21 protein-coding genes are annotated in these 23,982 nt (G+C 53.2%); 13 read left to right on the top strand and 8 right to left on the bottom strand.

The window, feature by feature from the left end; genetic code table 11:
* The first annotated feature begins 159 nt into the window (after positions 1-159).
* From rfbC to ACM67E_RS10650, 5 genes are all read left to right on the top strand, one after another.
* Positions 160-699, top strand: coding sequence for a dTDP-4-dehydrorhamnose 3,5-epimerase (gene rfbC, locus ACM67E_RS10670; protein WP_416191415.1), 540 nt, complete (start codon positions 160-162; stop codon positions 697-699).
* Between the two features lie 307 nt (positions 700-1,006).
* The gene (locus tag ACM67E_RS10665; RefSeq protein ID WP_416190995.1) at positions 1,007-1,813 is read left to right on the top strand and encodes an integrase core domain-containing protein; all 807 of its coding nucleotides are present in this window, start codon (positions 1,007-1,009) and stop codon (positions 1,811-1,813) included.
* Positions 1,814-1,849: 36 nt separating this feature from the next.
* Entirely contained in the window at positions 1,850-3,952 is a 2,103-nt protein-coding gene (locus tag ACM67E_RS10660) for a capsular polysaccharide biosynthesis protein (protein WP_416192780.1), read from the top strand.
* A 158-nt stretch (positions 3,953-4,110) separates the two neighbouring features.
* Positions 4,111-5,361 carry a capsule biosynthesis protein gene (locus ACM67E_RS10655; protein ID WP_416191414.1) on the top strand — a complete coding sequence of 417 codons (1,251 nt, stop codon included), beginning with the start codon at positions 4,111-4,113 and terminating at the stop codon, positions 5,359-5,361.
* Between the two features lie 276 nt (positions 5,362-5,637).
* Complete coding sequence (locus ACM67E_RS10650; RefSeq protein ID WP_416191413.1) at positions 5,638-7,053, top strand: tetratricopeptide repeat protein; 1,416 nt, start codon at positions 5,638-5,640, stop codon at positions 7,051-7,053.
* A 193-nt stretch (positions 7,054-7,246) separates the two neighbouring features.
* Here ACM67E_RS10650 and ACM67E_RS10645 read toward each other — a convergent pair whose 3' ends face one another.
* The 3 genes from ACM67E_RS10645 to ACM67E_RS10635 form a co-directional block, all read right to left on the bottom strand.
* Positions 7,247-7,951: a fumarylacetoacetate hydrolase family protein gene (locus ACM67E_RS10645; protein WP_416191412.1), complete on the bottom strand. Its 705-nt coding sequence runs from the start codon at positions 7,949-7,951 to the stop codon at positions 7,247-7,249.
* A gap of 127 nt (positions 7,952-8,078) precedes the next feature.
* Positions 8,079-10,031 carry a transglutaminaseTgpA domain-containing protein gene (locus ACM67E_RS10640; protein ID WP_416191411.1) on the bottom strand — a complete coding sequence of 651 codons (1,953 nt, stop codon included), beginning with the start codon at positions 10,029-10,031 and terminating at the stop codon, positions 8,079-8,081.
* 143 nt (positions 10,032-10,174) lie between these two features.
* On the bottom strand, positions 10,175-10,483 hold the full coding sequence (locus ACM67E_RS10635; protein ID WP_416191410.1) for a YfcZ/YiiS family protein: 309 nt from the start codon (positions 10,481-10,483) through the stop codon (positions 10,175-10,177).
* A 205-nt stretch (positions 10,484-10,688) separates the two neighbouring features.
* Here ACM67E_RS10635 and ACM67E_RS10630 point away from each other — a divergent pair, with 205 nt between their 5' ends.
* Positions 10,689-11,372, top strand: coding sequence for a 2,3-diphosphoglycerate-dependent phosphoglycerate mutase (locus tag ACM67E_RS10630; RefSeq protein WP_416191409.1), 684 nt, complete (start codon positions 10,689-10,691; stop codon positions 11,370-11,372).
* Between the two features lie 69 nt (positions 11,373-11,441).
* On the opposite strand, the gene ACM67E_RS10625 is transcribed toward ACM67E_RS10630, so the two are convergent.
* The 4 genes from ACM67E_RS10625 to ACM67E_RS10610 all read right to left on the bottom strand — a co-directional run bounded on the left by ACM67E_RS10625 (position 11,442) and on the right by ACM67E_RS10610 (position 16,931).
* The gene (locus tag ACM67E_RS10625; RefSeq protein WP_416191408.1) at positions 11,442-12,236 is read right to left on the bottom strand and encodes a TIGR03915 family putative DNA repair protein; all 795 of its coding nucleotides are present in this window, start codon (positions 12,234-12,236) and stop codon (positions 11,442-11,444) included.
* An 80-nt stretch (positions 12,237-12,316) separates the two neighbouring features.
* The gene (locus ACM67E_RS10620; RefSeq protein WP_416191407.1) at positions 12,317-13,576 is read right to left on the bottom strand and encodes a putative DNA modification/repair radical SAM protein; all 1,260 of its coding nucleotides are present in this window, start codon (positions 13,574-13,576) and stop codon (positions 12,317-12,319) included.
* Between the two features lie 376 nt (positions 13,577-13,952).
* Positions 13,953-15,410 carry a magnesium transporter gene (gene mgtE / locus ACM67E_RS10615; RefSeq protein WP_416191406.1) on the bottom strand — a complete coding sequence of 486 codons (1,458 nt, stop codon included), beginning with the start codon at positions 15,408-15,410 and terminating at the stop codon, positions 13,953-13,955.
* 591 nt (positions 15,411-16,001) lie between these two features.
* Complete coding sequence (locus ACM67E_RS10610) at positions 16,002-16,931, bottom strand: LysR family transcriptional regulator (RefSeq protein ID WP_416191405.1); 930 nt, start codon at positions 16,929-16,931, stop codon at positions 16,002-16,004.
* A 165-nt stretch (positions 16,932-17,096) separates the two neighbouring features.
* Here ACM67E_RS10610 and ACM67E_RS10605 point away from each other — a divergent pair, with 165 nt between their 5' ends.
* The 6 genes from ACM67E_RS10605 (at position 17,097) to ACM67E_RS10580 (ending at position 21,957) form a co-directional block, all read left to right on the top strand.
* Positions 17,097-17,846, top strand: a complete 750-nt coding sequence (locus ACM67E_RS10605) for a Nif3-like dinuclear metal center hexameric protein (protein ID WP_416191404.1) — start codon at positions 17,097-17,099, stop codon at positions 17,844-17,846.
* A 124-nt stretch (positions 17,847-17,970) separates the two neighbouring features.
* Entirely contained in the window at positions 17,971-18,552 is a 582-nt protein-coding gene (petA, locus tag ACM67E_RS10600) for a ubiquinol-cytochrome c reductase iron-sulfur subunit (protein ID WP_416191403.1), read from the top strand.
* Between the two features lie 16 nt (positions 18,553-18,568).
* Positions 18,569-19,918 (top strand): cytochrome b, encoded by a 1,350-nt coding sequence (locus ACM67E_RS10595; RefSeq protein ID WP_416191402.1) that lies wholly within the window; start codon positions 18,569-18,571, stop codon positions 19,916-19,918.
* Positions 19,919-19,932: 14 nt separating this feature from the next.
* Positions 19,933-20,721 carry a cytochrome c1 gene (locus ACM67E_RS10590; RefSeq protein WP_416191401.1) on the top strand — a complete coding sequence of 263 codons (789 nt, stop codon included), beginning with the start codon at positions 19,933-19,935 and terminating at the stop codon, positions 20,719-20,721.
* Between the two features lie 206 nt (positions 20,722-20,927).
* Entirely contained in the window at positions 20,928-21,533 is a 606-nt protein-coding gene (locus ACM67E_RS10585; RefSeq protein WP_416191400.1) for a glutathione S-transferase N-terminal domain-containing protein, read from the top strand.
* A gap of 22 nt (positions 21,534-21,555) precedes the next feature.
* Positions 21,556-21,957: a ClpXP protease specificity-enhancing factor gene (locus tag ACM67E_RS10580; protein ID WP_416191399.1), complete on the top strand. Its 402-nt coding sequence runs from the start codon at positions 21,556-21,558 to the stop codon at positions 21,955-21,957.
* Between the two features lie 117 nt (positions 21,958-22,074).
* On the opposite strand, the gene asd is transcribed toward ACM67E_RS10580, so the two are convergent.
* Positions 22,075-23,187, bottom strand: coding sequence for an aspartate-semialdehyde dehydrogenase (asd, locus tag ACM67E_RS10575; RefSeq protein ID WP_416191398.1), 1,113 nt, complete (start codon positions 23,185-23,187; stop codon positions 22,075-22,077).
* Between the two features lie 149 nt (positions 23,188-23,336).
* Between asd and ACM67E_RS10570 the strand changes: the two genes are divergently transcribed.
* A complete protein-coding gene (locus ACM67E_RS10570) occupies positions 23,337-23,936 on the top strand; it encodes an RDD family protein (RefSeq protein WP_416191397.1) in 600 nt (199 codons plus the stop codon).
* Positions 23,937-23,982: the final 46 nt, after the last annotated feature.

The raw sequence follows: 23,982 nt of genomic DNA, 5'->3' as shown, positions 1-23,982 counted from the left end.
CCGAAACGTGCAGAATGGGTTGCCAATCCAACAACATCCCATAAAGGCTATCTGAAACGTTGGGTTTACCCCCCCAACCTACACTGCGAACACATCATTTTTCAGACGGCCTGTTTTAAGACAAAGGCCGTCTGAAAATATCAAAAACAGGAATTCCGCATGAAAATCATCGACACCGACATCCCCGAAGTCAAACTTTTAGAGCCGCAGGTCTTCGGCGACGAACGCGGTTTCTTCATGGAAACCTTCCGCGACGAATGGTTCCGCCAAAACGTCGCCGAGCGCACGTTCGTACAGGAAAACCATTCCAAATCCGGCAAAGGCGTATTGCGCGGCCTGCACTACCAAACCGAAAACACGCAGGGCAAACTCGTGCGCGTGGTGGCCGGCGAAGTGTTCGACGTGGCCGTCGATATGCGCCGCAATTCGCCCACTTTCGGGCAATGGGTAGGCGAAATCCTGTCGGCGGAAAACAAACGCCAGTTGTGGGTACCCGAAGGCTTTGCCCACGGTTTTTATGTGCTGAGCGACGAGGCGGAATTCGTGTACAAATGCACCGATTACTACAATCCGAATGCGGAACATTCCCTGCTGTGGAACGATGAAACCGTCGGTATCGACTGGCCGCTGCAAGGGGAGCCGGGTTTGTCGGCGAAAGACTTGGCGGGCAAGGTGTTCGGCGAAGCGGTAACGTTTTAATGCAAGCATACCGGAGCGGACAGGCGGTTTTTTACCCGCCTTTATTTTTTCGGTAAAATAATCATCAAATTCACTATTTTCAGACGGCCTATGGCAGCCGACGGTGGCGGCTTTATCAGCCGTTTCCGACAAAAGTTCCAAGCCGAGACCTTTGCAACCATGCGCCGTTATTCGCTGCGCGGAAGCGTAGCGGACTTGCGCAACTAATGACGACGGAGAAGTTGCAGATGGAAATTTTTCATTTTGCAAAAATATCAGGTGTAAGAAAAGCTAGCGTTGTTTACAGTATTTGAAAGACAATACTGCCATGAACATCCACAAAAATACCCGACTTACACCGCACCAACGTCAAGCCGTTTGGCGCGCCTATACACAGGATAAAATTACCGTTACTTCACTTGCCCGGCAATACCAAGTCAGCAGAGTAACCATCTACCGTATCCTCAAAGCCGCACGGCTGCAGCTGCTCACACCGCAAAACAGTACCAACAACCGGTTCAAACAAGCAAAATACGGGATGAAACGTTTGGCTAAGGTTGAAAAAGCCATCGAAGAAAAGCTCAAAAAACAGGCTAAACGCTACAACAAATCCTATCCCGGCGAAATGGTGCATTTCGATACCAAACGGTTGCCGCGGCTGAAAAACCAAAGCGTTGCCGACCCGTTCGAATACCTGTTTGTCGCCATCGACGACTACTCCCGCGAACTGTACGCAGCCATCTTGCCCGACCGTACGGCTGCCAGTGCCGCCAAGTTTCTGTTGAGGGATGTGATTGACTGCTGCCCGTACACCGTCGAATGCGCATACTCGGATAACGGAGTGGAATACAAAGGCAATGCATCCCACCCGTTTGGCGCTGCCTGCTGCCGCAACAACATCGTGCAGAAGTTTACCCGTATTGCGCGTCCGCAGACCAACGGCAAAGCGGAACGGGTGATTCGGACGCTGATGGAGATGTGGCACGATAAGCAGACATTTGACGATGCGCAACACCGGCGCAGGGAATTGTGCCGCTTTGTGAATTTCTACAATACGGTCAAGCCGCACGGCAGCTTGAAAGGCAGGACGCCTTTTGAGACTTTGGAGGATTATTTTTCTCAACCTGTTGTGTAAACAACCCGGTTATTTCTTACATATCAGGCCGTCTGAATTTTTTCATTAAACATAGCCTTAAATAAAAAGCCATACATTGTGAAAAACGCTTACATCCCCTCTCACGGTATCCGAAAAATCCCGAACTTGGCCGATTTCCTGCCCGAATACCGCATTCAGAAACACGGCCGCCGCGCCGAAACCGTCATCGGCTGGGGCTTGCGCCCGACGACGCACAAAGCGCGCGCGTTCGCCGAAGCGCACGGCTTGCCCTTTATCGCGCTGGAAGACGGTTTTCTGCGTTCGCCCGGGCTGGGTGTGGACGGTTGGCCGCCGTTTGCGCTGGTGTGCGACGATGTTGGGATTTATTACGACACGACCCGCCCATCGCGTTTGGAGCATTTGGTTTTGGCGGCGGAAAACATGCCGTCTGAAATGCTGGCCCAAGCGCAGCAGGCCGTTGATTTGATTTTGGAACACCGTTTGTCGAAATACAATCATGCGCCCGATTTTTCAGACGGCCTCGGTTTGCAAAGTCCGTTTGAAAACCGCCCAACCGTTTTGGTGATTGACCAGACGTTCGGCGACATGGCGGTTCAGTACGGCGGTGCGGACGAAACCACGTTCGCGCAAATGTTTCAGACGGCTTTGGCGGAAAATCCCGACGCGGAAATCTGGGTCAAAACCCATCCGGACGTGTTGAGCGGCAAGAAAAAAGGCTACCTGACCGACTTGGCGCAGCACGACCGCGTGCGCCTGCTGGCGGAAGACATTAATCCCGTTTCGCTGCTGCAGGCGGCGGACAAAGTGTATTGCGTAACTTCGCAGATGGGGTTTGAAGCCTTGCTGTGCGGCAAGCCGACGGTGACGTTCGGTCTGCCGTGGTACGCGGGCTGGGGGGTAAGCGACGACCGCCACCCCGAAGCGGCGAAGCTGGCCGAGCAAGGCCGCCGTGCGCCGCGTTCGCTGTTGCAGCTTTTCGCCGCCGCCTACCTGCAATACAGCCGCTATCTCAATCCGAACACGGGCAAGGCGGGTACTTTGTTTGATGTTATCGATTATTTGGCCGCCGCACGCCGTCTGAACGAAAAACTGCGCGGCGAAATCTACTGCGTGGGCATGTCGCTGTGGAAGCGTGCGGTGATGAAACCGTTTTTCAACGTGCCTTCATGCCGTCTGAAATTCGTCAAATCGACGGCGCAACTGGAAAAGACGGAATTTCCTGCCGGTGCGCGGCTCTTGGCCTGGGGCAACGGCAAGCAGCAGGTGGTCGGGTTCGCCCGAAGCCGCAACATTCCGCTTTTGCGCATGGAAGACGGCTTTATCCGCTCGGTCGGCCTCGGCTCGAACCTCGTGCCCGCGCTTTCGCTCGTGATTGACGACATGGGCATTTATTTCAACGCCGAAACGCCCTCGCGTCTGGAACATATCCTGCAAAACCAGACTTTCGGCGAACGCGATTTTCAGACGGCCTCCATGCTGCAACAAGCCCTGACCGAAAACCGCATCAGCAAATACAACGTCGGCAACCAAGCGTTTACGCCGCCGCAGACGGACAAAACCGTGATACTCGTTCCCGGCCAGGTGGAGGACGACGCTTCCGTCCGCCACGGTTCGCCCGAGATTTTCCGCAACCTGGATTTGCTCAAAGCCGTGCGCGAACGCAACCCCGACGCATACATCATCTACAAACCGCATCCCGATGTCGTCAGCGGCAACCGTGTCGGCCACATCAGCCCCGAAGACACGGCGCGTTATGCCGACCAAACCGCACCGGAAGCCGATATTCTCACCTGCCTGCAACACGCCGGCGAAGTGCACACCATGACTTCGCTCACCGGCTTCGAAGCTTTGTTGCGCGGCAAAAAAGTGGTGTGTTACGGTTTGCCGTTTTACGCAGGCTGGGGGCTGACCGAAGACCGACTGCCGATACCGCGCCGCACACGCCGTCTGAAATTGGAAGAACTGATTGCGGGTACGCTGGTTTACTATCCGGGCTACGCCCACCCCGAAACACGGCGCATAATTGACGCAGCCACCGCCGTGGCAGTGCTCAAAATGCAAAAAGAATTGCAAAAAAACAACAGCGGACTACATAAAAGTTGGCCGGCCAAGCAAATCGGCAAAATCAAACAATTATGCCGTTCCTTATCGGGATAACTCATTGCTGCGGCTGAATTTTATGCTTAAATCATAATATTGGAAATGCTTAGGCTTTACCTCGTGCGCAATCCGTCGTATCCTTGGATGGACGGTTTGGTTTGATTCCGAACGGCAAATTAATCATAGAACCAATAATAAATTTACACATTACGACAATGGAACGTTCCCTGAAAAGCAATCTTCATGAATTGGTAGAGACTGCCGATCGCATTTTGCTGCTGCAAGGCCCTGTCGGGGCTTTTTTTCGGCGCGTATCCGCGTGGCTGACGGATACGCACGGCAAAACCGTCCACAAATTCAATTTCAATGCCGGCGACGAGTATTTTTATCCCGAAACCATCGCCCATACTTCGCCTTATCTGGGTCGTTACGACGATTTCCCCGCCTATCTCGAGAACTACATCTCATTACACGGTATCCAGTCCGTCGTGTGCTTCGGCGATACCCGCCCGTATCATGCTTTGGCGCGTAAAGTCGCCGAACGGTGTAAAGTCGGATTTTGGGCATTTGAGGAAGGCTATTTCCGCCCTTATTACATTACTTTGGAAAAATCGGGCGTAAATGCGTTCTCACCCTTACCGCGCACGGCGGAGTTTTTCACATCCCGGTTTCCCATGTTGGAAAAACAGGAATACCAAGAGCCTGCCCCTGTTCCCGCTGGCTTCAAGCCGATGGCGAAAAATGCCACGCGCTACTATATTCAAGCCAACCTCAACCGTAAGAAATACCCGAACTACATCCACCACCGCGCGCCGAATCTCGGCCACTATCTGAATCTGTGGTCGGTCTCCATTTTCAAACGGTTTCATTACTGGATTGAAGACGCCAACTTCGCCAAGCAAATCGAAGCCGGCAAGTTCGGCAAATTTTTTGTCGTGCCGCTGCAAGTGTTTAACGACAGCCAGGTGCGCATCCATTGCGACTTTTCCAGCGTGCGCAGTTTTTTGCTGCACGTGCTGGCTTCGTTTGCCGCCCACGCGCCGGACGATGTCAATCTGATTATCAAGCATCATCCGATGGATCGCGGTTTTATCGATTATGCGCACGATATTCATGAGTTTGTGAAAGAGCATCCCAAGCTCAAAGGCCGCATCATCTATGTTCATGACGTGCCGCTGCCGGTATTTCTGCGTCACGGCATCGGCATGGTGACGATTAACAGCACCAGCGGCCTGTCAGCCTTGATCCACGGTATGCCGGTCAAAGTGTTGGGGCGTGCGCATTACGACATTCCGGGCATGACCGACCAAGGTAAACTGGCCGATTTTTGGAAAGCCCCGACGCCGCCGGACAGGGAATTGTTCCATGCCTACCGCATGTATCACATCAATGTCACCCAAATCAACGGCAATTTTTACAGTGAAGTGAATTTTCCCTGCATTCCGGGTAAGAATCATGCCGTATGACATCTGAGGCCGTCTGAAAACCGTTTTCAGACGGCCTCAGCCCCTGAAACTCCCTAAATTTGAGTACGGTTCGAGGCGGGCAACCGCAGAAAGCCCGGAACTACCCAGACTTCGGACAGCGCATCACGAAAAAATGTGCCCAAAATAGGAATTTCGCAAAAGCCTTGTCCTCATGTGATGAAAATATCTCAATTCATGCCATTATAATTAACAAAAAATTACTGAAAACAGTATAATGTCCTATTTTCAAACCATCCTTATTTCCCGCCTGACATCATGACCGACGCCGAAACCCTTTATCAGCAAGCCTGCAAGCTGTTGGATGAAAATCCGAACAGCCGTCAGGCATTGGTGTGGCTGTGTCAGGCGGCGGAACAGGGGCACGCGGAAGCCGCGTTTGAAGTCGGCATGATTATGCTGGAGGCCGAGCAGCCTGATTACCAAGCCGTGATTGCGTGGCTGGAAATCGCCGCCGCACACAAACACCGCTATGCTGCCTACAACCTGCTGCGTATCCGCGAAAGCATCATGGGTATTGCGTTTGACCGCCATCTGCCGCAATACGTCCGGCTGGCCGAGAGCGGCCTGTTGCCGGCGCAGCTCAAACTGCTGGAATACTACGCCGACCGTCATGACGCGGAAGCGGTGTATTGGGCGCAGCAGGTTGCCGGACAAGGCCATCCTTTCGGTCAGTATTTTCTGGCGATGCACCATCATTTTTCAGACGGCCCTGATTTGCAGCGTGCGTTCGAACTTTACCGCCAAGCCGCAGAACAGGGGCTGCATGTCGCCCATTGGCAGCGGGGCAAAATGTACCGCCACGGCATCGGCACGCCTGCCGACAATACGCTTGCCGCGCACCATCTGCGCTTTGCCGCCGAAAACGGCTTTATCGCCGCACAAACGCTGTTAGCCGACATTCTTGCCGAGCAAAACCATTCCGACGCATTGAAGTGGTATCAAACCGCCGCCGACAACGGCGACAGGCAGGCGAGAACCGCCTTGGCACGCCATTACCTGACCGGCAGACTGACCGGGCGCGATCCGCTGCAAGCCGCCAAACACGCCAAAATCGCGGCCCAACAGCACTATCCGGAAGCCATGCAGCTGATGGGCGATATTTACCGTTACGGTTTGGGCATCAAAGCCGATGCGCAAACCGCCGAATACTATTACCGCGAAGCCGCCGAGCAGGGCAGTCTGAGCGCATATCAGAAGCTGTTGAGCGATGCCGCGCTGCACCATCCCGAGCAATACGGCCGCATCAAAACCGCCGCCCTGTATTACCAGCAGGCCGAGCAGGCCTGCCGGCAGGCACTCGTTTACCATCAGGGGCGCGGCAATCGGGCGGTCGATTATGTCCGCGCCCGCAAACTGTATTTGGAAGCCGCCGCATCCGGTCATACCGAAGCCGCGTTTGGTTTGGGGCTGATGTATTTTTACGGCCAGGGGGTAAAAACCGATTACCGCCAAGCCGCATACTGGTTCGAACAGGCCGCCGAACAGGGGCATGCCGAAGCGCAATACCGGCTTGCGCGCCTGTATTATTACGGCCAAGGCGTTGCCGTGAGCCTGCACGCCGCTTGCACCTGGCTGCAGGCCGCCATCGAAAACGGCCATGAGAACCCGCAGGCATTTTTGTATCTGCTGGACAAATGGCGGCAGGAAGCAGGATTGGCGCCGGTCAAGTAAAACGGATCGGGACTTTCGCAAAACTCGGATGAAATCCGAAAAGCCATGCCTGTCACTTCTGTCTAAACAGGGTAAACGTAGCCGATCTGCGCAACCGGTTTCGGATACAGGACTTTGAATATTTTGGATTTTTTGAAAACATCAGGCCGTCTGAAAATCACTTTTCAGACGGCCTTACTCTTTGATAACACGTTTATTTCACGCAAACGGTAATGCCGGTCAGGCCTTCGATTTTTGCCCGGATGGTATCGCCTTTGACGACCGCACCTACGCCTTCGGGCGTGCCGGTGAAAATCAAATCGCCGGGATGAAGGGTAAACAGTTCAGATAATTGGGCAAGGGTTTCCGCCACGCTCCACGTCAAGTGGCTGATGTTACTGCTCTGCTTGGTTTCGCCGTTGACGCTCAATTCGATAGCGGCATCGGACAGCGCACCGGTTTCGCTGATGCGGTGCAGCTCGCCGATGGGCGCAGAATAATCAAACGCTTTGCCGATTTCCCACGGCCGGCCGCCAGCCTTCATCTGCGCCTGCAAATCGCGGCGGGTCATGTCCAAGCCTACGGTATAGCCGAAAATATGCGACTCGGCGTCTTCGGGGCGGATGTTTTGCCCGCCCTTGCCGATAGCCACCACCAATTCCACTTCATAATGATAATCCGATGTTTTGCTCGGATAAGGCAGGTCGATGATTTCGTTGGCACGAACCGCGACAACGGATTCGCGGTCGTTCGGTTTGCAAAAGAAAAACGGCGGCTCGCGGTCGGGGTCCGAACCCATTTCGCGGGCATGGGCGGCATAATTTCGGCCGACGCAATAAACGCGGCGCACCGGGTATTCGTCGCTGCTGCCGGCTACCGGCAAAGCAGCGGTACGAACCGGTTCGAAAACGTATGACATGCTGTTTCTCCTGTGTATTTTTGATGGAAACGGTTTGGCCGACAGTTTAGCAGATTCGTTCCGGACGGGGTGGCTTTACCGTAAAGGCCGTCTGAAAACGTTTTGTTTTCAGACGGCCTGTTTCACATCATTTATACCGCCTGGCGGCTTTTTTCACCGCACGGAACCAGCGTTTTTTCCCGCGCCTGCCGACGGTTTCTCCGGCGTAGAGCCAGTTTTCGTAACACGCCAGCAGCGAGTCGACGGCGGGGTCGTCCGCTTGGTTGCGGCGCAAAATATCGCACAATTCACTCGGGGTAACGGCGGGGGCGGTGTCGTCGTCTTCGCCCAAGACGGCGCGTTTGAGCAGCATGAAGCCTTCCTGCAATTCGTCGCGGCGGCGGTTTTTCAGCCACCAGCGCAGCAGGGGCAGCAGCGCGAGTGCGAGCGCGACGGGCAGGAAGAGCAGCAGGCTTTTTAAATTGAAGCCGCCCAGACCGATTTTTTCAAACAGGCTGTTTTGACGGCTTTGGTCGTAGTTGACCACCCACTGCTGGAAGTAGAACTGCCCCGTATCGCGCCAGCGGCTGAACAGGTTGTCGCTCGGCAGCAGCGACTGCTCGTCTTGCGGCAGGGCTTGGCTGATGCCCTGTTCGGTGCGCACGCTGGAGACGGCCGCGGTCGGATCGATGCGCAGCCAGACCTGTTCGGAGGGCAGCCAGACTTCCGTCCATGCGTGCGCGTCTTTGGAACGGATTTGCCAGAATCCGGCCTGTTCGTTGTATTCCGCACCCAAATAGCCGGTGACAATCCGCGCGGGCAGACCCGCCGCGCGCATGATGACGGCGAAACTTTGCGCGTAATGTTCGCAAAAGCCCTGTTTGGATTGGAACAGAAACTCATCGACGGTATGGCTGCTGCTCAACAAACGCGGTTGCAGCGTGTAGCTGAAGCCTTGTCGGCGGAAATAATCCAGCGTGTTGCGGATAAATTCGCGTTCGGTCGGGGCATTTTTGGCGAGGGTTTGCGACAGGGCGAGGGTGCGCGGATTGGCTTGCGGCAGGCGGGTGTAGCGGCGGTATTCGGCTTCGTTCAAAGCGTGCGGCAGCGTGTCGCTGATGCGCGCCCGGAGGTTCAGACGGCGCAAACCTTCGCGGCTGCGTTCCGCGCGCAGGGTGTTGCCCAAACGCCGTGACAATCCCTGCGGCGGTTCGCCCGCTGGATAGTCCAATACCGGCAGTGCGCCGTTTTGGTCGCGGATAATCATCTGATAGCCGACAATCGGGCCGTCTGAAACGTTTTGCGCGTTGTCCCGGGCGAAATCAGGCGCCGCCCGCCATGTCCGGCCGTCGAACTCGTCCATGATGATGGCGCGCCAGTAGAGGTTTTTCGGCTCGACCGTGAGGCCGTCTGAAAAAATCACGTTGGCCACCCATTCGTCGCTCTGCACCAGATTGCTGATGCTGCCCGGCTGCATGGTGTCGGAAAGGCCGGTGGACGCTTGGTTGTCGCGTTTTTGCGGAATGCCCCACAAAGGTTCGTTCAAGCGCGGCACGCTGACGAACAATACCGCCGCCAGCGGCAGGGTCATCAGCAGGGCGGCGGCACTCGAACGCCACGATTCGCGCAGGTTCAAGCCGCCCAATACGGCGAAACACGCGCTGACGGCAAACAGGGCGGCCAGCAGCCACAAGCCGGTAAGCAGGCTTTGGTTCAGCAACACGGAAGAGCCGATTAAGAACAGCATGGCCAGCAGCAACACGTTCCAATCGCGGCGCGTGGTGCTTTCAAAGGCTTTGAGCGTAACCATCAGCAGCAGGAAGGCAATGCCGCCTTCGCGTCCGAACACCGTGCCCAGCTGCGACCACACCAAACCGCCCGACACGGCAACCAGTAAGGCCAAAACGGGCGCAGGCAGTTTGCCGATACCCGCATATAGCAACGCACCGCGAAAGACCAGCAGGGCGGCGAACAACAGGGTAACGGCGGGCGGCAGGGAGAAAATCATCGGCAGCGCGGCAAACAGCAGGGCGGCCAGAATCACAATGGCCGTGCGCGGCGGCGCGGCGGACGGAAGGAAAGCGGGAGCGGCGGAGAGCATGGTAATGTGTATGGCAATATTGTTATGGTTAAGGGCGTTATTTTACCTGTGTTTTGTATTTTGGTGTCATGAAATAACGAGGCCGTCTGAAAATGCTTTCGTATGAAAGGTTTTCAGACGGCCTGAGGTGAGAACGGAGCGGCTTAACGCTGCTTGAGTTGGAAAATCACTTTTTCGCTTTGGCAGCAGAAGTCGAACTTCATCACCAGTTTGAAGCCTTCTTCCACGCCGCCGATGTCGCTGGTGATTTCGCAGGGTTCGCTTTCGACCGAACGGGCGAGTTCGGTGTAATAGCCTTCCGCTTCGCGGGCGAGCTGTTCGGTTTCGTACACTTGGGCGATTTCGACGCTGCAGTCGCTGTTGTCGAATACGGTACCGACTTCGACGGAACAATCCGGGCATTTGCCCACGCCGTTTTCTTCGGTTTCAAAAGGTTTGGCTGATTTGTCCATGATGTCTCCTGATTGAGGTAAGGTATTGAGTATAAACCTGTAAAAGGCCGTCTGAAAATTTTTCAGACGGCCTTTTGCGCTCGGTCAATATTCCCTGCAAGATGCGGATATAAGCAGGGATGACGGTGCACAAATCCGCAAAACAGGTGCAAATTATGTTATAAATAAACCTTTCGAGACCCCCTAAACAAATGGAGCAATAAGAATGGAATTGGTATTTATCCGCCACGGACAAAGCGAATGGAATGCGAAAAACCTGTTCACAGGCTGGCGCGACGTGAAATTGAGCGAGCAGGGCTTGGCCGAAGCCGCCGCAGCCGGCAAAAAGCTGAAAGAAAAGGGCTATGAATTCGACATCGCCTTCACGTCGGTACTGACCCGCGCCATCAAAACCTGCAACATCGTGTTGGAAGAAAGCGACCAGCTGTTTGTTCCGCAAATCAAAACCTGGCGTTTGAACGAGCGTCACTACGGCCAACTGCAAGGTTTGGACAAAAAACAGACCGCCGAAAAATACGGCGATGAGCAAGTGCACATCTGGCGCCGCAGCTACGATACCCTGCCGCCGCTTTTGGATAAAGACGACGAATTTTCGGCACACAACGACCGCCGTTACGCCCATTTGCCGGCCGACGTGGTTCCCGACGGCGAAAATTTGAAAGTCACGCTGGAGCGCGTGCTGCCGTTTTGGGAAGACCAAATCGCACCGGCGATTTTGAGCGGCAAGCGCGTATTGGTGGCGGCGCACGGCAATTCGTTGCGCGCTTTGGCCAAACACATCGAGGGTATTTCCGACGACGACATCATGGCTCTGGAAATTCCGACCGGCCAGCCGCTGGTGTACAAATTGGACGACAATTTGAAAGTCATCGAGAAATTCTACCTGTAAAGGTTTGGTTTTGGCAGTTTGATGGAAAGGCCGTCTGAAACGATGATTTCGTTTTCAGACGGCCTTTTTTCACGGCAGCATCGGCCGCTTTTCCGTCAGGTAACGCCAATAGCGTTGCGGCATCATCTGCCGGTGTTGGCGCAGGTTGGTGCGCGACGTGATGGCGGCGTTTTTGAAATATTGCTGCCACAGCTTCTGATAATGCCGTTCGCGTTCGGACGGGGCGGCGTGTCCGCCGGAAATATCCAAATCGCGGACCGGATGCACCGCGGTTTTGTCGAAATACACGCCGTAGCCGCGGCCGACGTCGAAAATCAGCCATTGCTGGCCGGCATAGCGGTTGCGGAAAAAACGCGTAATCAGCGGCAATACGTCAAACTGCGGTTCGATGCGGGCGATGTAAATCGGTTCGGGTTCGCCCTGAACACAATATTCTTCAAAGCGAACAAACGCTTCCATGCGGTGCTTTTCGCGGCCGACGGTTTCTGCCCATTGCGCCCACTGCATCACGTCGGGGTGGCCGTAGTCGCTGAGAATGTTCGGGCGGCCGGGTTGCGCCAAAACGAGGCGGACAATGCGCAAAAACGTGTCGGGCATGTCTTTGTCGTTGATTAAAAAGCCGTAAATCAGCGTTTGGATGCCGCGATTGCCCAGCTGCCGCCGCAAACGGTCGAGCACGCGTCCGGCATGTTCGGGGCAGCCGGCCACGGATACGGTGTGGCCGAACAAATCGGCATCGCTCGGATCGGCGGTGATGTGCACGCAATCGGGCGGATATTTGCCGGCATAGACGGTAAACACCGCGCTGAGCAGGCCGTCGAAGCTGCCGTCGTAAATCAGGGTGTATCGGTCGGGTGTGGTCATGATTTTTTGGGGAGACGGAGAGGCCGTCTGAAAAATTCATCGGAAAAAGGATGGGACGGATTCGGTTTTCAGACGGCCTGTCATCCGAACAAATCCCCCTGTACCGCATCGCTCTGCATGAATTTCGAGCGGGTCTGCTGCAATAGCAGGCCGCGCAGGTTCGGGCTGTCGATTAGAGCGGCGTAGCGGTTGGGTTCGGGCAGGGTAATGAAATAGCGTGCGCGGTTGAGGGCGATGCCCATTTTGGACAACTGCGCCCAGGTCAGCATACGGAACCGCCGCGCCTGCACGATGCGTTTGGCCGATTTCACGCCGATGCCGGGCACGCGCAAAACCATTTCCAACGGTGCATGCTGCAAGGCCACGGGGAAATAGGCTCGGTGGCGCAGCGCCCAAGCCAGTTTGGGGTCGAAATCCAAATCGAGAAACGGCTGTTCGCGGTCGAGTATTTCGTGGTCGGCGAAACCGTAAAACCGCATCAGCCAGTCGGCCTGGTACAGACGGTTTTCGCGCCGCAGCGGCACTTGCGCCGACAGGGGCGGCAGGCGGCTGTCTTCCAGCACCGGTACATAGCCCGAGTAATACACGCGCTTGAGGCCGTAGTTTTGATAGAAGCGTCCGGCGGCGTGGATGATTTGGCGGTCGTTTTCACCGCCCGCGCCGATAATGAGCTGCGTACTTTGCCCCGCCGGCGCGAATTTCGGTGTGGATTTGATGGTTTTGCGACTGTCGGCGGTGGCGGCGATTTCGTTTTTGACAAACAGCATCTGGCGGGTGATGTCGGTGTGTTTTTTTTCGGGCGCGAGCCGTTCCAAACCGGATACGGTGGGGATTTCCATGTTGATGCTGAGGCGGTCGGCGTAGCGTCCGGCCTCCTGCAGGATTTCGTCCGAGGCTTTGGGAATGGCTTTGAGATGGATGTAGCCGTTGAAACGGTGTTCGGTACGCAGTTTTTTGGCGATGCGCACCAAACGTTCCATGGTGTAGTCGGCGTTTTTGAAAATCCCCGAACTGAGAAACAGCCCTTCGATGTAATTGCGCCGGTAAAAACTCATGGTCAGATCAACCACTTCCTCCACCGTAAACGCGGCGCGCGGCACGTCATTGCTGCGGCGCGACACGCAATAGGCGCAATCGTAGATGCAGTGGTTGGTCAGAAGGATTTTCAAAAGCGACACGCAGCGGCCGTCTTCGGTGAAACTGTGGCAAATGCCCGCGCGTGACGAATTGCCCAGGCCGCCGTCGTTTTTGCGCGAACCGCCGCTGGAGGAGCAGGAAACATCGTATTTGGCCGCATCCGCCAAAATCGCCAGCTTGCGGTTGATTTTATCGTAATCCATATTAAAACTAAGAAAAATATTATTTATGGATTATAAAATATAATTTTTATTTAGTCTTGTAAGATTTTATTTAGTTTGTGGGCAGAAAAAGGCCGTCTGAAAATTTTCAGACGGCCTTTCGCATAATAAATTGCCGGTTCCGGAAAAAATCAGTAAAGGATGGCTGATACAGAACAGCACTGCATGCGTATTTTCCGGTTTTTTATGATGCCGTCTGAACAATCCGGTTTCTGCCGTAAGGAATGATGGATGAGAGATTTTTGAATATTTTTGGGTTTTACAAAAGTCTCATGCCGTCTGAAAACGTTCAGACGGCATGTTCAAATGATTGGGCAGGTATGGTTGGCACAGCCTTATCCTGCCGTTTTCAGACGGCCTACAACAGGAAAATCGTGGCCAAACCCAAGAAAATCAGGAAACCGCCCGAGTCGGTCACGGCGGTAATCAGCACCGAGCTGCCCAGCGCGGGGTCGCGCCCGGCTTTGTCGAGCACGACCGGAATCAGTACGCCGACGGCGGCGGCCAAGAGCAGGTTGAGCGTCATGGCGGTAACCATGACCAAGCCGATGCCCAAATTGTCGTAAAGCAGCCACGACACCAAGCCCATCACGCTGCCCCAAATCAGGCCGTTGACGAGGGCTACGCCGACTTCTTTTTTCAGCAGTTTGCCGGCCTGAATGCCGGTGATTTGTCCCATCGCCATCGCGCGCACAATCATGGTGATGGTTTGGTTGCCCGAGTTGCCGCCGATGCCGGCGACAATCGGCATGAGCGCGGCGAGCGCGACGATTTTTTCGATGCTGCCTTCAAACGCACCGATGACGCGGCTGGCGAGAAAGGCGGTGCAGAGGTTGACGGCGAGCCACATCCAGCGGTTTTTCACCGAATCCAGAATCGGTGCGAACAAATCTTCCTCTTCCTGCAAACCGGCCATGTTCAACATGTCGGCATCGGATTCTTCACGAATCACGTCGACGATTTCGTCGATGGTGATGCGGCCGATGAGTTTTTTGTTTTCGTCGATAACGGGCGCGGTCACCAAGTCGTAGCGTTCGAACGCCTGCGCCGCCTCTTCGACGTTGTCGTCGGGACGGAAGCGCACGACATCGGTGGCCATCACGTTTTCCACCAATTCCTCGGGGTCGGCCACCAAGAGGCTGCGGATGGGCAGCACGCCTTTGAGAATGTCGTTTTCGTCCACCACGAAAATCTTGTCGGTGTGGTCGGGCAGGCTCTCAAAACGGCGCAGGTAACGCAGCACCACTTCACAAGCCACGTCGGCGCGGATGCTGACGAGTTCGAAGTCCATAATCGCGCCGACTTGGTCGTCTTTATACGACATCGCCGCCTGAACCTGCGCGCGCTCTTCTTCGTCACGCGTTTGCAGGGCTTCGTACACCACTTGGTGCGGCAAATCGTCGGCCAGCTCCGCCAGTTCGTCGGCGTCCAAATCATCGACGGCGGCCAAAAGCTCGTCTTTGTCCATCGATTCAATCAGCGTTTCGCGGACGGAATCGGATACTTCCAGCAACACTTCGCCGTCGTCTTCGGGCGCAACCAAGAGCCAGACAATGTTACGCTCGCGCGGCGGCAGCGATTCGAGCACGTCGGCCACGTCGGCAGGGTGAAGCTCGGCGAGCAAAGCCGACAATTCGGTCAGCTTGATGCGCAGGGTTTCGTCTTCAAGGGGGATGCCCGCTTCGATTTGCGGGAAGGCGGGTTCGAGAATTTCGCACAGCGCGTGGATGTGGTCGAAATCGGCGGCAATGCGCTCAACGTCGCTTCCGTCGGTTTCGGCTGCTTCAGGGATTGGGTATTCGGGTTTGTGGCTCATAAATGCTCCGCCCGCCGTGCGGTGGAACATTCGGCGGGATTATTGGGGATGGTGTCGGATGGTGTGTTCGGTTGTTTTGATTAATGAACGACTGGGAAGGTCCATAACAATTAAGCCTGCGTGAGGCGGGAGTGACAAACGGAGCGTATTCTACACTTTTTTGTTGCGGTTTACTATTCTTTACATCAGGGATTTGCGGTAAGGCCGTCTGAAAATTTTCAGACGGCCTGTGATTTTATTGCAGCAAGATGACCGTTTGATGAAGGAGTTTGGTGGTTGAAGGAAGGAATGTAGGTACGATTAGCCGCCGCAAGCGGCGTAACCGTACATGCAACTGAATTCCCTTTTACAAATAGGTTTCAAATTTTCACCGGCCGGAATCCGTTGGTAAGGTATTCTGCCAAAGTTTAGTAATAAATCTTTGATTTTTTTTCAAGCCGCTGGGTCATCCGTACGATTACGCCGCTTGCGGCGGCTAATCGCATCTATGATTTTTTTCAGCGGTGAAGCAAGCCGATATTGTTGATATTGATACTGCAACAGGCCGTCTGAACAACTTTTCAGACGGCCTGCTGACAGATGACAATCGGTTTATTTCATTTCCAACACGCTCAAGCCCGACAAGTCGGCGAAGCTGCGGTCGCGCACGATTTGGCAGAAGTTGCCGAGATAGCTTTTGTTCACGTCTTCCGTGCGCATGGCGGCGTAGAGTTCGCTTCTGAGGCCGTCTGAAGTGATTTTGCACGAGGTCACGTAGCCTTTTTCCAAATACGGCATGACCGTCCAATACGGCAGCGCGGCCAAACCGCGGCGGCTGGCAACGAGTTGGATAATGGCAATGGTCAGCTCGCTGTGGCGGCGCGGCGGGTTGATGCCTTTCGGCTGCAAGACTTTTTTCACCAAATCGAGCATGTCGTCGGGGACGGGGTAGGTAATCAGCGTTTCACCGGCAAAGTCTTCCGCGTTCCAAACCGCTTTGGCGGCCAACGGGTGATCTTTGGCGCAAATGCCCACCATTTCGTAAGAGAACAGCGGAAAATAGGTAATGCCGGCTTGCGGTTCGGCTTCGGAAACGATGGCAACATCGGCACGGTGTTGCAGCAGCAGGCCGACAGGGTCGACGTGGAAACCGGAAACGATGTCCAATTCGACTTGCGGCCACAGCGGGCGGAATTCGCCCATTGCGGGCATCAGCCAGTCGAAACAGGTGTGGCACTCGACCGCCACGCGCAACTCGCCCGCTTCGCCTTCGATGATTTGCGCCAAATCGCGTTCGGCAGCGGCCACTTGCGGCAGTAAGTCGCGCGCCAGTTGCAACAGGCGTTCGCCGGCGGGCGTGAAACGCAGCGGCGTGGATTTGCGCTCGAACAGCGGCGTCCCGTAATAGTTTTCCAAGGCGCGGATTTGGTGCGACAGGGCGGACTGGGTCAGGAATACGCGCTTGGCCGCCAGGGAAACGCTGCCGGTTTCTTCCAATGCCAGCAGGGTTTTCAAGTGTCGCAGTTCAATAATCGAATCCATGGGCGTTTCCGTTTCAGACGGCCTGTGTCGTGAAAACGGAAATATTAAAATAATTCATGTTGCCGTGCAAATGATTGATAATGCAGCGGCGGCAGTCGGGCGGACTGTTTTCGGATAAAATGCACGGCTTTAAGATTTAGAGAATTTCAGCGGAAAGGAATCGATATGGCGACGCGTCAGGAAATATTGGATTGGTGCCGTGACACTTTGCAAGTGAATGCGTTCAAAGACTATGCACCCAACGGATTGCAGGTCGAGGGGAGGGAAACAGTCGGCAAAATTGCGACCTCGGTGACCGCCAGCAAGGCGGCCATCGATTTCGCCGTTGCGCAAAACGCGGATATGCTGCTGGTGCACCACGGCATGTTTTGGAAAAGCGAGCCATTGACCATTACCGGCTGGAAAAAAGAGCGTATCGAAACATTATTGCAACACCGAATCAATATGGCCGGCTACCATCTGCCTTTGGACGCGCATCCTGAATGGGGCAACAATGCGCAATTGGCGGCGTTGTTGGGCTGGGAGTTGGATTATCAGTGCGGCGAGCAAAATCTGTTGAACATAGGCCGTCTGAAAACGCCGCAAACTTTACGGCAGCTTTCAGACGGCATGGAACAGGCATTAAGCCGCAAGCCGGTTGCGGTGGGCGATATGGATAAAGAAATCAGGCGTATTGCCTGGTGTACCGGCGGTGCGCAGGGATTTTTTCAGACGGCCATAGACGAAGGTGTCGATGCTTATGTAACAGGTGAGATTTCCGAAGCGCAATACCATCTGGCCAATGAGTGCGGCGTAGCGTTTGTCAGCGCAGGCCACCATGCGACCGAGCGTTACGGCGTACGGGCATTGGCGGAGGCTGTCGGGCAGGTTTTCAATGTGGCGGTCTGCCATTTCGACGAAGCAAATCCCGCCTGAACATTGAGAAATATCACAAAATCTTTACCTTATTTTAAATAATGCTTTGAGTATTACGGCAAACTAGGTAGAATTACATTGTTTAATGGCTCGGTATTCCCAAAATTTTTAGGACGACTGAATAATGGATAATCAAGAAATCAATAGCGGCCGCCGCCGTTTCCTGACGCTTGCAACATGCGGCGCAGGCGGTGTGGCCGCCTTGGGCGTAGCAACGCCTTTCGTGGCGAGCTTCTTCCCTTCGGAAAAAGCCAAAGCCGCCGGTGCTGCCATCGAAGTCGATGTCAGCAAAATCGAAGCCGGTCAGATGATGACCGCCGAATGGCAGGGCAAGCCGATTTGGATTGTTAACCGTACGGAACAGCAGCTGAGCGATCTGAAAACGTTGGACAGTCAGGTTGCCGACCCGAATTCAGACGCGGAGCAACAGCCTGAATATGCGAAAAACGAAACCCGTTCGATTAAACCGAACATCTTGGTCGCCATCGGTATCTGTACCCACTTGGGCTGTTCGCCGACCTATCGTCCCGACATCGCACCTGCCGATTTGGGTGCAGATTGGAAAGGCGGTTTCTTCTGCCCTTGCCACGGTTCGAAATTCGATATTGCAGGCCGTGTGTACAAAGGTGTTCCTGCGCCGACCAATCTGGTCGTGCCGCCTTACAAATATCTGAGCGATACGACCGTTTTGGTGGGCGAAGACTAAGAATAAGGAACTGAACATGACAAACCAAACCAATAACAAAGCAAAAGCATTGTTGGACTGGGTGGATGCTCGTTTTCCGCTGACCAAAATGTGGAATGAGCACCTGGCTCAGTATTATGCGCCCAAAAATTTCAACTTCTGGTATTACTTCGGTTCGTTGGCTTTGCTGGTGCTGGTGATTCAAATCGTCAGCGGCATTTTCCTGACCATGAACTACAAGCCCGACGGCAACTTGAATGCCTACCATCTGCCTGCGGCCTTTACCGCAGTGGAATACATCATGCGCGACGTGTCGGGCGGCTGGATTATCCGCTACATGCACTCTACCGGCGCATCATTCTTCTTCATCGTCGTTTACCTGCATATGTTCCGCGGCTTGGTGTACGGTTCGTACAAAAAACCCCGCGAACTGGTATGGGTATTCGGTTCGCTGATTTTCCTGGCTTTGATGGCGGAAGCCTTTATGGGCTACCTGCTGCCTTGGGGGCAGATGTCGTTCTGGGGTGCGCAGGTGATTATTAACCTGTTTGCCGCCATTCCGGTCATCGGCCCTGATTTATCTACTTGGATCCGCGGTGACTTTAACGTTTCTGATGTCACGTTGAACCGTTTCTTTGCCTTGCACGTGATTGCCGTACCCTTGGTGTTGATCGGTTTGGTTGTGGCGCACGTGATTGCCTTGCACGAAGTGGGTTCCAACAACCCTGACGGTGTGGAAATCAAAAAGCTGAAAGACGAAAACGGCGTACCTTTAGACGGCATCCCTTTCCATCCTTACTACACTGTCAAAGACATTTTGGGCGTAGTGGTGTTCTTGATTGTCTTCTGCGCCGTGATGTTCTTCGCACCTGAAGGCGGCGGTTATTTCTTGGAAAAACCGAACTTTGACGCGGCCAATCCGCTGAAAACGCCGGCCCACATTGCTCCGGTATGGTATTTCACTCCGTTCTACGCGATTTTGCGTGCGGTTCCTTCATTCTTGGGAACGCAGGTTTGGGGTGTGATTGCGATGGGTGCTGCCGTGGTATTGATTGCCCTTTTGCCTTGGTTGGATAAAGGTGAAGTGAAATCCATCCGCTACCGTGGTCCGATTTTCAAAACCGCTGTGGTCTTGTTTGTGATTTCATTCATCGGCTTGGGTATTTTGGGTGCGTTGGTGGCAACCGATACCCGTACTTTGGTAGCACGCATCCTATCGATTGTTTATTTTGCCTTCTTCTTGGGTATGCCGTTCTATACCAAACTGGATAAAGACAAACCGGTTCCAGAACGCGTAACCATGAGTACGACCAAACAGAAAGTCATGTTCTTTGTTTATGTGGCAATTACCCTGATTGGCTCGTATCTGTTTGCAGTGAATATCTAATGAGGGCAGCGAAAATGAAACAAACACTTAAAAACTGGTTTGCTGCCTTATTATTGGCAGTGCCGATGAGTGCGGCTGTTGCGGCTGGCGGACATGCAACGTATGAAAAAGTCGATATCGACTTACGTGATCAAGTCAGCCTGCAACGAGGCGCGCAGATTTTCACCAACTATTGCCTGTCTTGCCATTCGGCAACCGGTATGCGTTTTAACCGCTTGAAAGACATTGGTTTGACTGATGATGAAATCAAGAAAAACCTGATGTTTACTACCGATAATGTGGGTGACGTGATGTTGTCTGCCATGCATCCTAAAGACGGTGAAAAATGGTTTGGCGCAGCGCCGCCGGATCTTACCTTAATTGCCCGGTCGCGCGGTGCGGATTATCTGTATGCCTATATGCGCGGCTTTTATAAAGATCCGACCCGCCCTAACGGCTGGAACAACACCGTGTTCGACAAAGTCGGCATGCCGCATCCTTTGTGGGAGCAACAAGGTGTGAAAGCGGTTGAGTTGGATGACAAAGGTCAACCGATTTGGGTGGAAAACGAGCATGGTGTGAAAGAACCGAAACTCTACTGGGAGTCAACCGGTCTGCATTCGCGTCGTTTGCCTAACGGTAAAGTCATTGAAAAAGAGTATGACGAGTATGCGCGTGATTTGGTGAATTTCTTGGTTTACATGGGTGAACCTGCGCAGCTGCAGCGTCATCGTACCGGCTACATCGTGATGATTTTCCTGCTTGCTGTGATGCTGCCTTTGGCTTATTTCCTGAAGAAAGAATTTTGGAAAGACGTTCATTAAACAAGCCGTATGAAAATCAAAAAGCAAGTCCGTCATCGGACTTGCTTTTTTTGTGTCATCAATCAAGTAAGGATAAGTTAGAAATATTTATTAAAAACAGAATCTTATATTGTGTTAATGGATTTAAAACACGCAATCGTATATAATCTCACAATTAACTTTATATATAGACCGTCTGAAAGACGGTATGTGAGGAGCCAAACGCTATGATGACTTTATATTCAGGCATTACCTGCCCGTTTAGTCAGCGATGCCGTTTCGTCTTATACGAAAAGGGCATGGATTTTGAAATTAAAGATGTGGATATTTTCAATAAACCGGAAGATTTGGCGGTGATGAACCCGTATAACCAAGTTCCGGTATTGGTTGAGCGCGATTTGATTTTGTACGAATCAAATATTATCAACGAATATATTGACGAACGTTTCCCTCATCCGCAATTGATGCCGGGCGATCCGGTAATGCGTGGCCGTGGCCGCTTGGTTTTGCACCGTATGGAAAAAGAACTGTTCAGTTTGGTGCAAACTCTGGAAAATGCCGAAGCCACCAATAAAGAACAAGCCAAAGCGCGTGAAGCAATCGGTAACGGCCTGACCTTGCTGGCTCCGGCTTTTTCTAAAAACAAATATATTTTAGGCGATGAGTTTTCAATGATTGACGTTGCCTTATCGCCTTTGTTGTGGCGTCTGGATTATTATGACATCAAGTTGGGTAAAACCGCTGCGCCGCTGCTGAAATACGCCGAGCGTATTTTCCAACGTGAAGCCTTTATCGAAGCCCTGACGCCGGCTGAAAAAGCCATGCGCCGTTAATCGCTGATTTTAAGGAGGGCAGATGACTGCCAGCACCAAACCTTATTTAATCCGTGCCTTATACGAATGGTGTCTGGATAATGACCAGACGCCGCATATTGTGGTATGGGTAAACGAACATACCCGTGTTCCGATGCAATATGTGCGTGAAAATGAAATTGTTTTGAATATAGGCCAAACTGCCAGCCATAATCTGAATATTGATAACGAATGGATTAATTTTTCCGCCCGTTTCGGCGGCGTGGCTCACGATATTTGGATTCCGGTCGGACACGTCGTCAGTATTTTCGGAAGGGAGAGCGGTGAGGGTATGGGGTTTGAAGTGGAACCTTATGTGCCTGAACAGGCCGGTAAAACAACCGGACAAAAAACCGAGGTTGAAGCAGAAAGCAAACCAAAAAAAGGTTTGAAGCTGGTTAAGTAAAGAACCTTCCCAAAAGCATCAAAGGCCGTCTGAAAAATGTTTTCAGACGGCCTTTGCTTTATAAAAGAATAATAAAAAGAGCAACAGGAATTAGCGGTTGCCCTTTTATGGTCAGGTTTACAGATTACCCAAAATAATCCGCAAAACGCGGCGTAACGGTTCGGCGGCGCCCCACAATAATTGGTCGCCGACGGTGAACGCGCTGATGTATTCGCCGCCCATTCCCAGTTTGCGGATACGGCCGACAGGTACGGTCAGCGTGCCGGTAACGGCGGCGGGGGTCAGGTCGTTCATGCTGGCTTCTTTTTGATTCGGCACCACCTTTACCCAATCATTGGCTTCGGCCAAAATGCGTTCGATTTCTTCTACCGGTAAATCTTTTTTCAGCTTCAGCGTAATGGCTTGGCTGTGGCAGCGCATTGATCCGATGCGTACACATAAACCGTCAATCACGATTGGCTGTTCGGTGCCCAAAATCTTGTTGGTTTCCACGCCGCCTTTCCATTCTTCTTTGGATTGGCCGTTGCCTAAGTCGGCATCAATCCAAGGAATCAGGCTGCCGGCCAAAGGTACGCCGAAATTGGCTTTGGGATAGTCTTCGCTGCGCAGGAAGTCGGAAACTTTTCGGTCGATGTCCAAAATGGCGCTGGAAGGGTCGGCCAATTCTTCGGCCACTTGCGCTTTGATGGCACCCATGCCTTCAATCAGTTCACGCATATTTTTCGCGCCTGCACCGGAGGCCGCCTGATAAGTCATGCTGGTGGCCCATTCGACCAAGCCGTTTTGGAACAAACCGCCCAGTGCCATCAGCATCAGGGAAACAGTACAGTTGCCGCCGATATAGTTTTTTACGCCGTTTTTCAGGCCGTCGTCGATAACGTTGCGGTTTACCGGATCTAAGACGATAATGGCGTCATCGGCCATACGGAGAGAAGAGGCTGCATCAATCCAGTAGCCGTTCCATCCGCTGTCGCGCAGGGGTTGGAATACGGCTTTGGTATAATCGCCGCCCTGACAGGTAACAATGATGTCCATTTTGGCCAGTTCGGCCACGTCGTTGGCATCCAACAGAGTTTTCGCTGCCTGACCGAAATCAGGGGCGGCGCCGCCGGCATTGGACGTGGTGAAAAAATACGCTTCGGGAATGTGGGCGAAGTCGTTTTCTTCTTTCATGCGTTGCATCAATACCGAGCCGACCATGCCGCGCCAGCCAACGAACCCTACTTTCATTCTGTGCTCCTTGAGGAAAATTGTTAACAAAATTCTGAAATGAGTGAAATAGGTGTTTTAACGCCGTCTGAAAAAAATGTAAAGGTTTTATTGAATTTTTTTGCAAATACGTACATATGCGTGTTTGAATTTCATCAAAAGGTGAATATATGAATGATTTGAACTTCACGCCGTCTGAAATGGTGGAGCCGCAGATTGAAGTTGATTTGGCATCGCCGATGAAGCGGATTGGGGCGTTTTTATTGAACAGTTTGTTGAGTGTTGCCGCGTATATCCCGCTGATTGTTTCGGTACTTTCCGGTGAGGGCGGATACTTGCAGCGTGCCAATGCGACGGAAGAACTGATGTTGCCCGAACCCGACATGACTTGGTTGATGACCGGTATTGTCGTATTGGTGGTGTATGGTGCGGTGCAGATTTATTTTATGAGCCGGGACGGTCAATCATTGGGTAAGAAAATATTGGGTATCCGGGTGCTGAAAACCGATGGGACCAATCCGGGCTTTTTTGGTACGGTACTGATGCGTGAAGCGGCGTATTACTTTTTGCTGGGCTTGGCAGCGGGTGTCATCGCTTATGCCGTTCAGTCGGTTACAGGAAATCCGAAAATGTTCGACCTGTTGAGTAACCTTTTGCAAATCGTTGCTTATGCGGTGTGCTTGGTGATGCTGTTCAACGTGAAGAGTGACCGCCGCACTTTACAGGATTATTTGGCCAATACTGTGGTGGTTCAATTGCCTAAGGCTTGATGAGTTGAGGCCGTCTGAAAGTTTCAGACGGCATGATTGGGGAAGC

The organism is Neisseria sp. CCUG12390, from assembly GCF_047837985.1.
GTDB lineage: Bacteria > Pseudomonadota > Gammaproteobacteria > Burkholderiales > Neisseriaceae > Neisseria.
The sequence above is the reverse complement of the archived record's forward strand: the minus strand, read 5'-3'. Positions and strand labels throughout refer to the sequence as shown.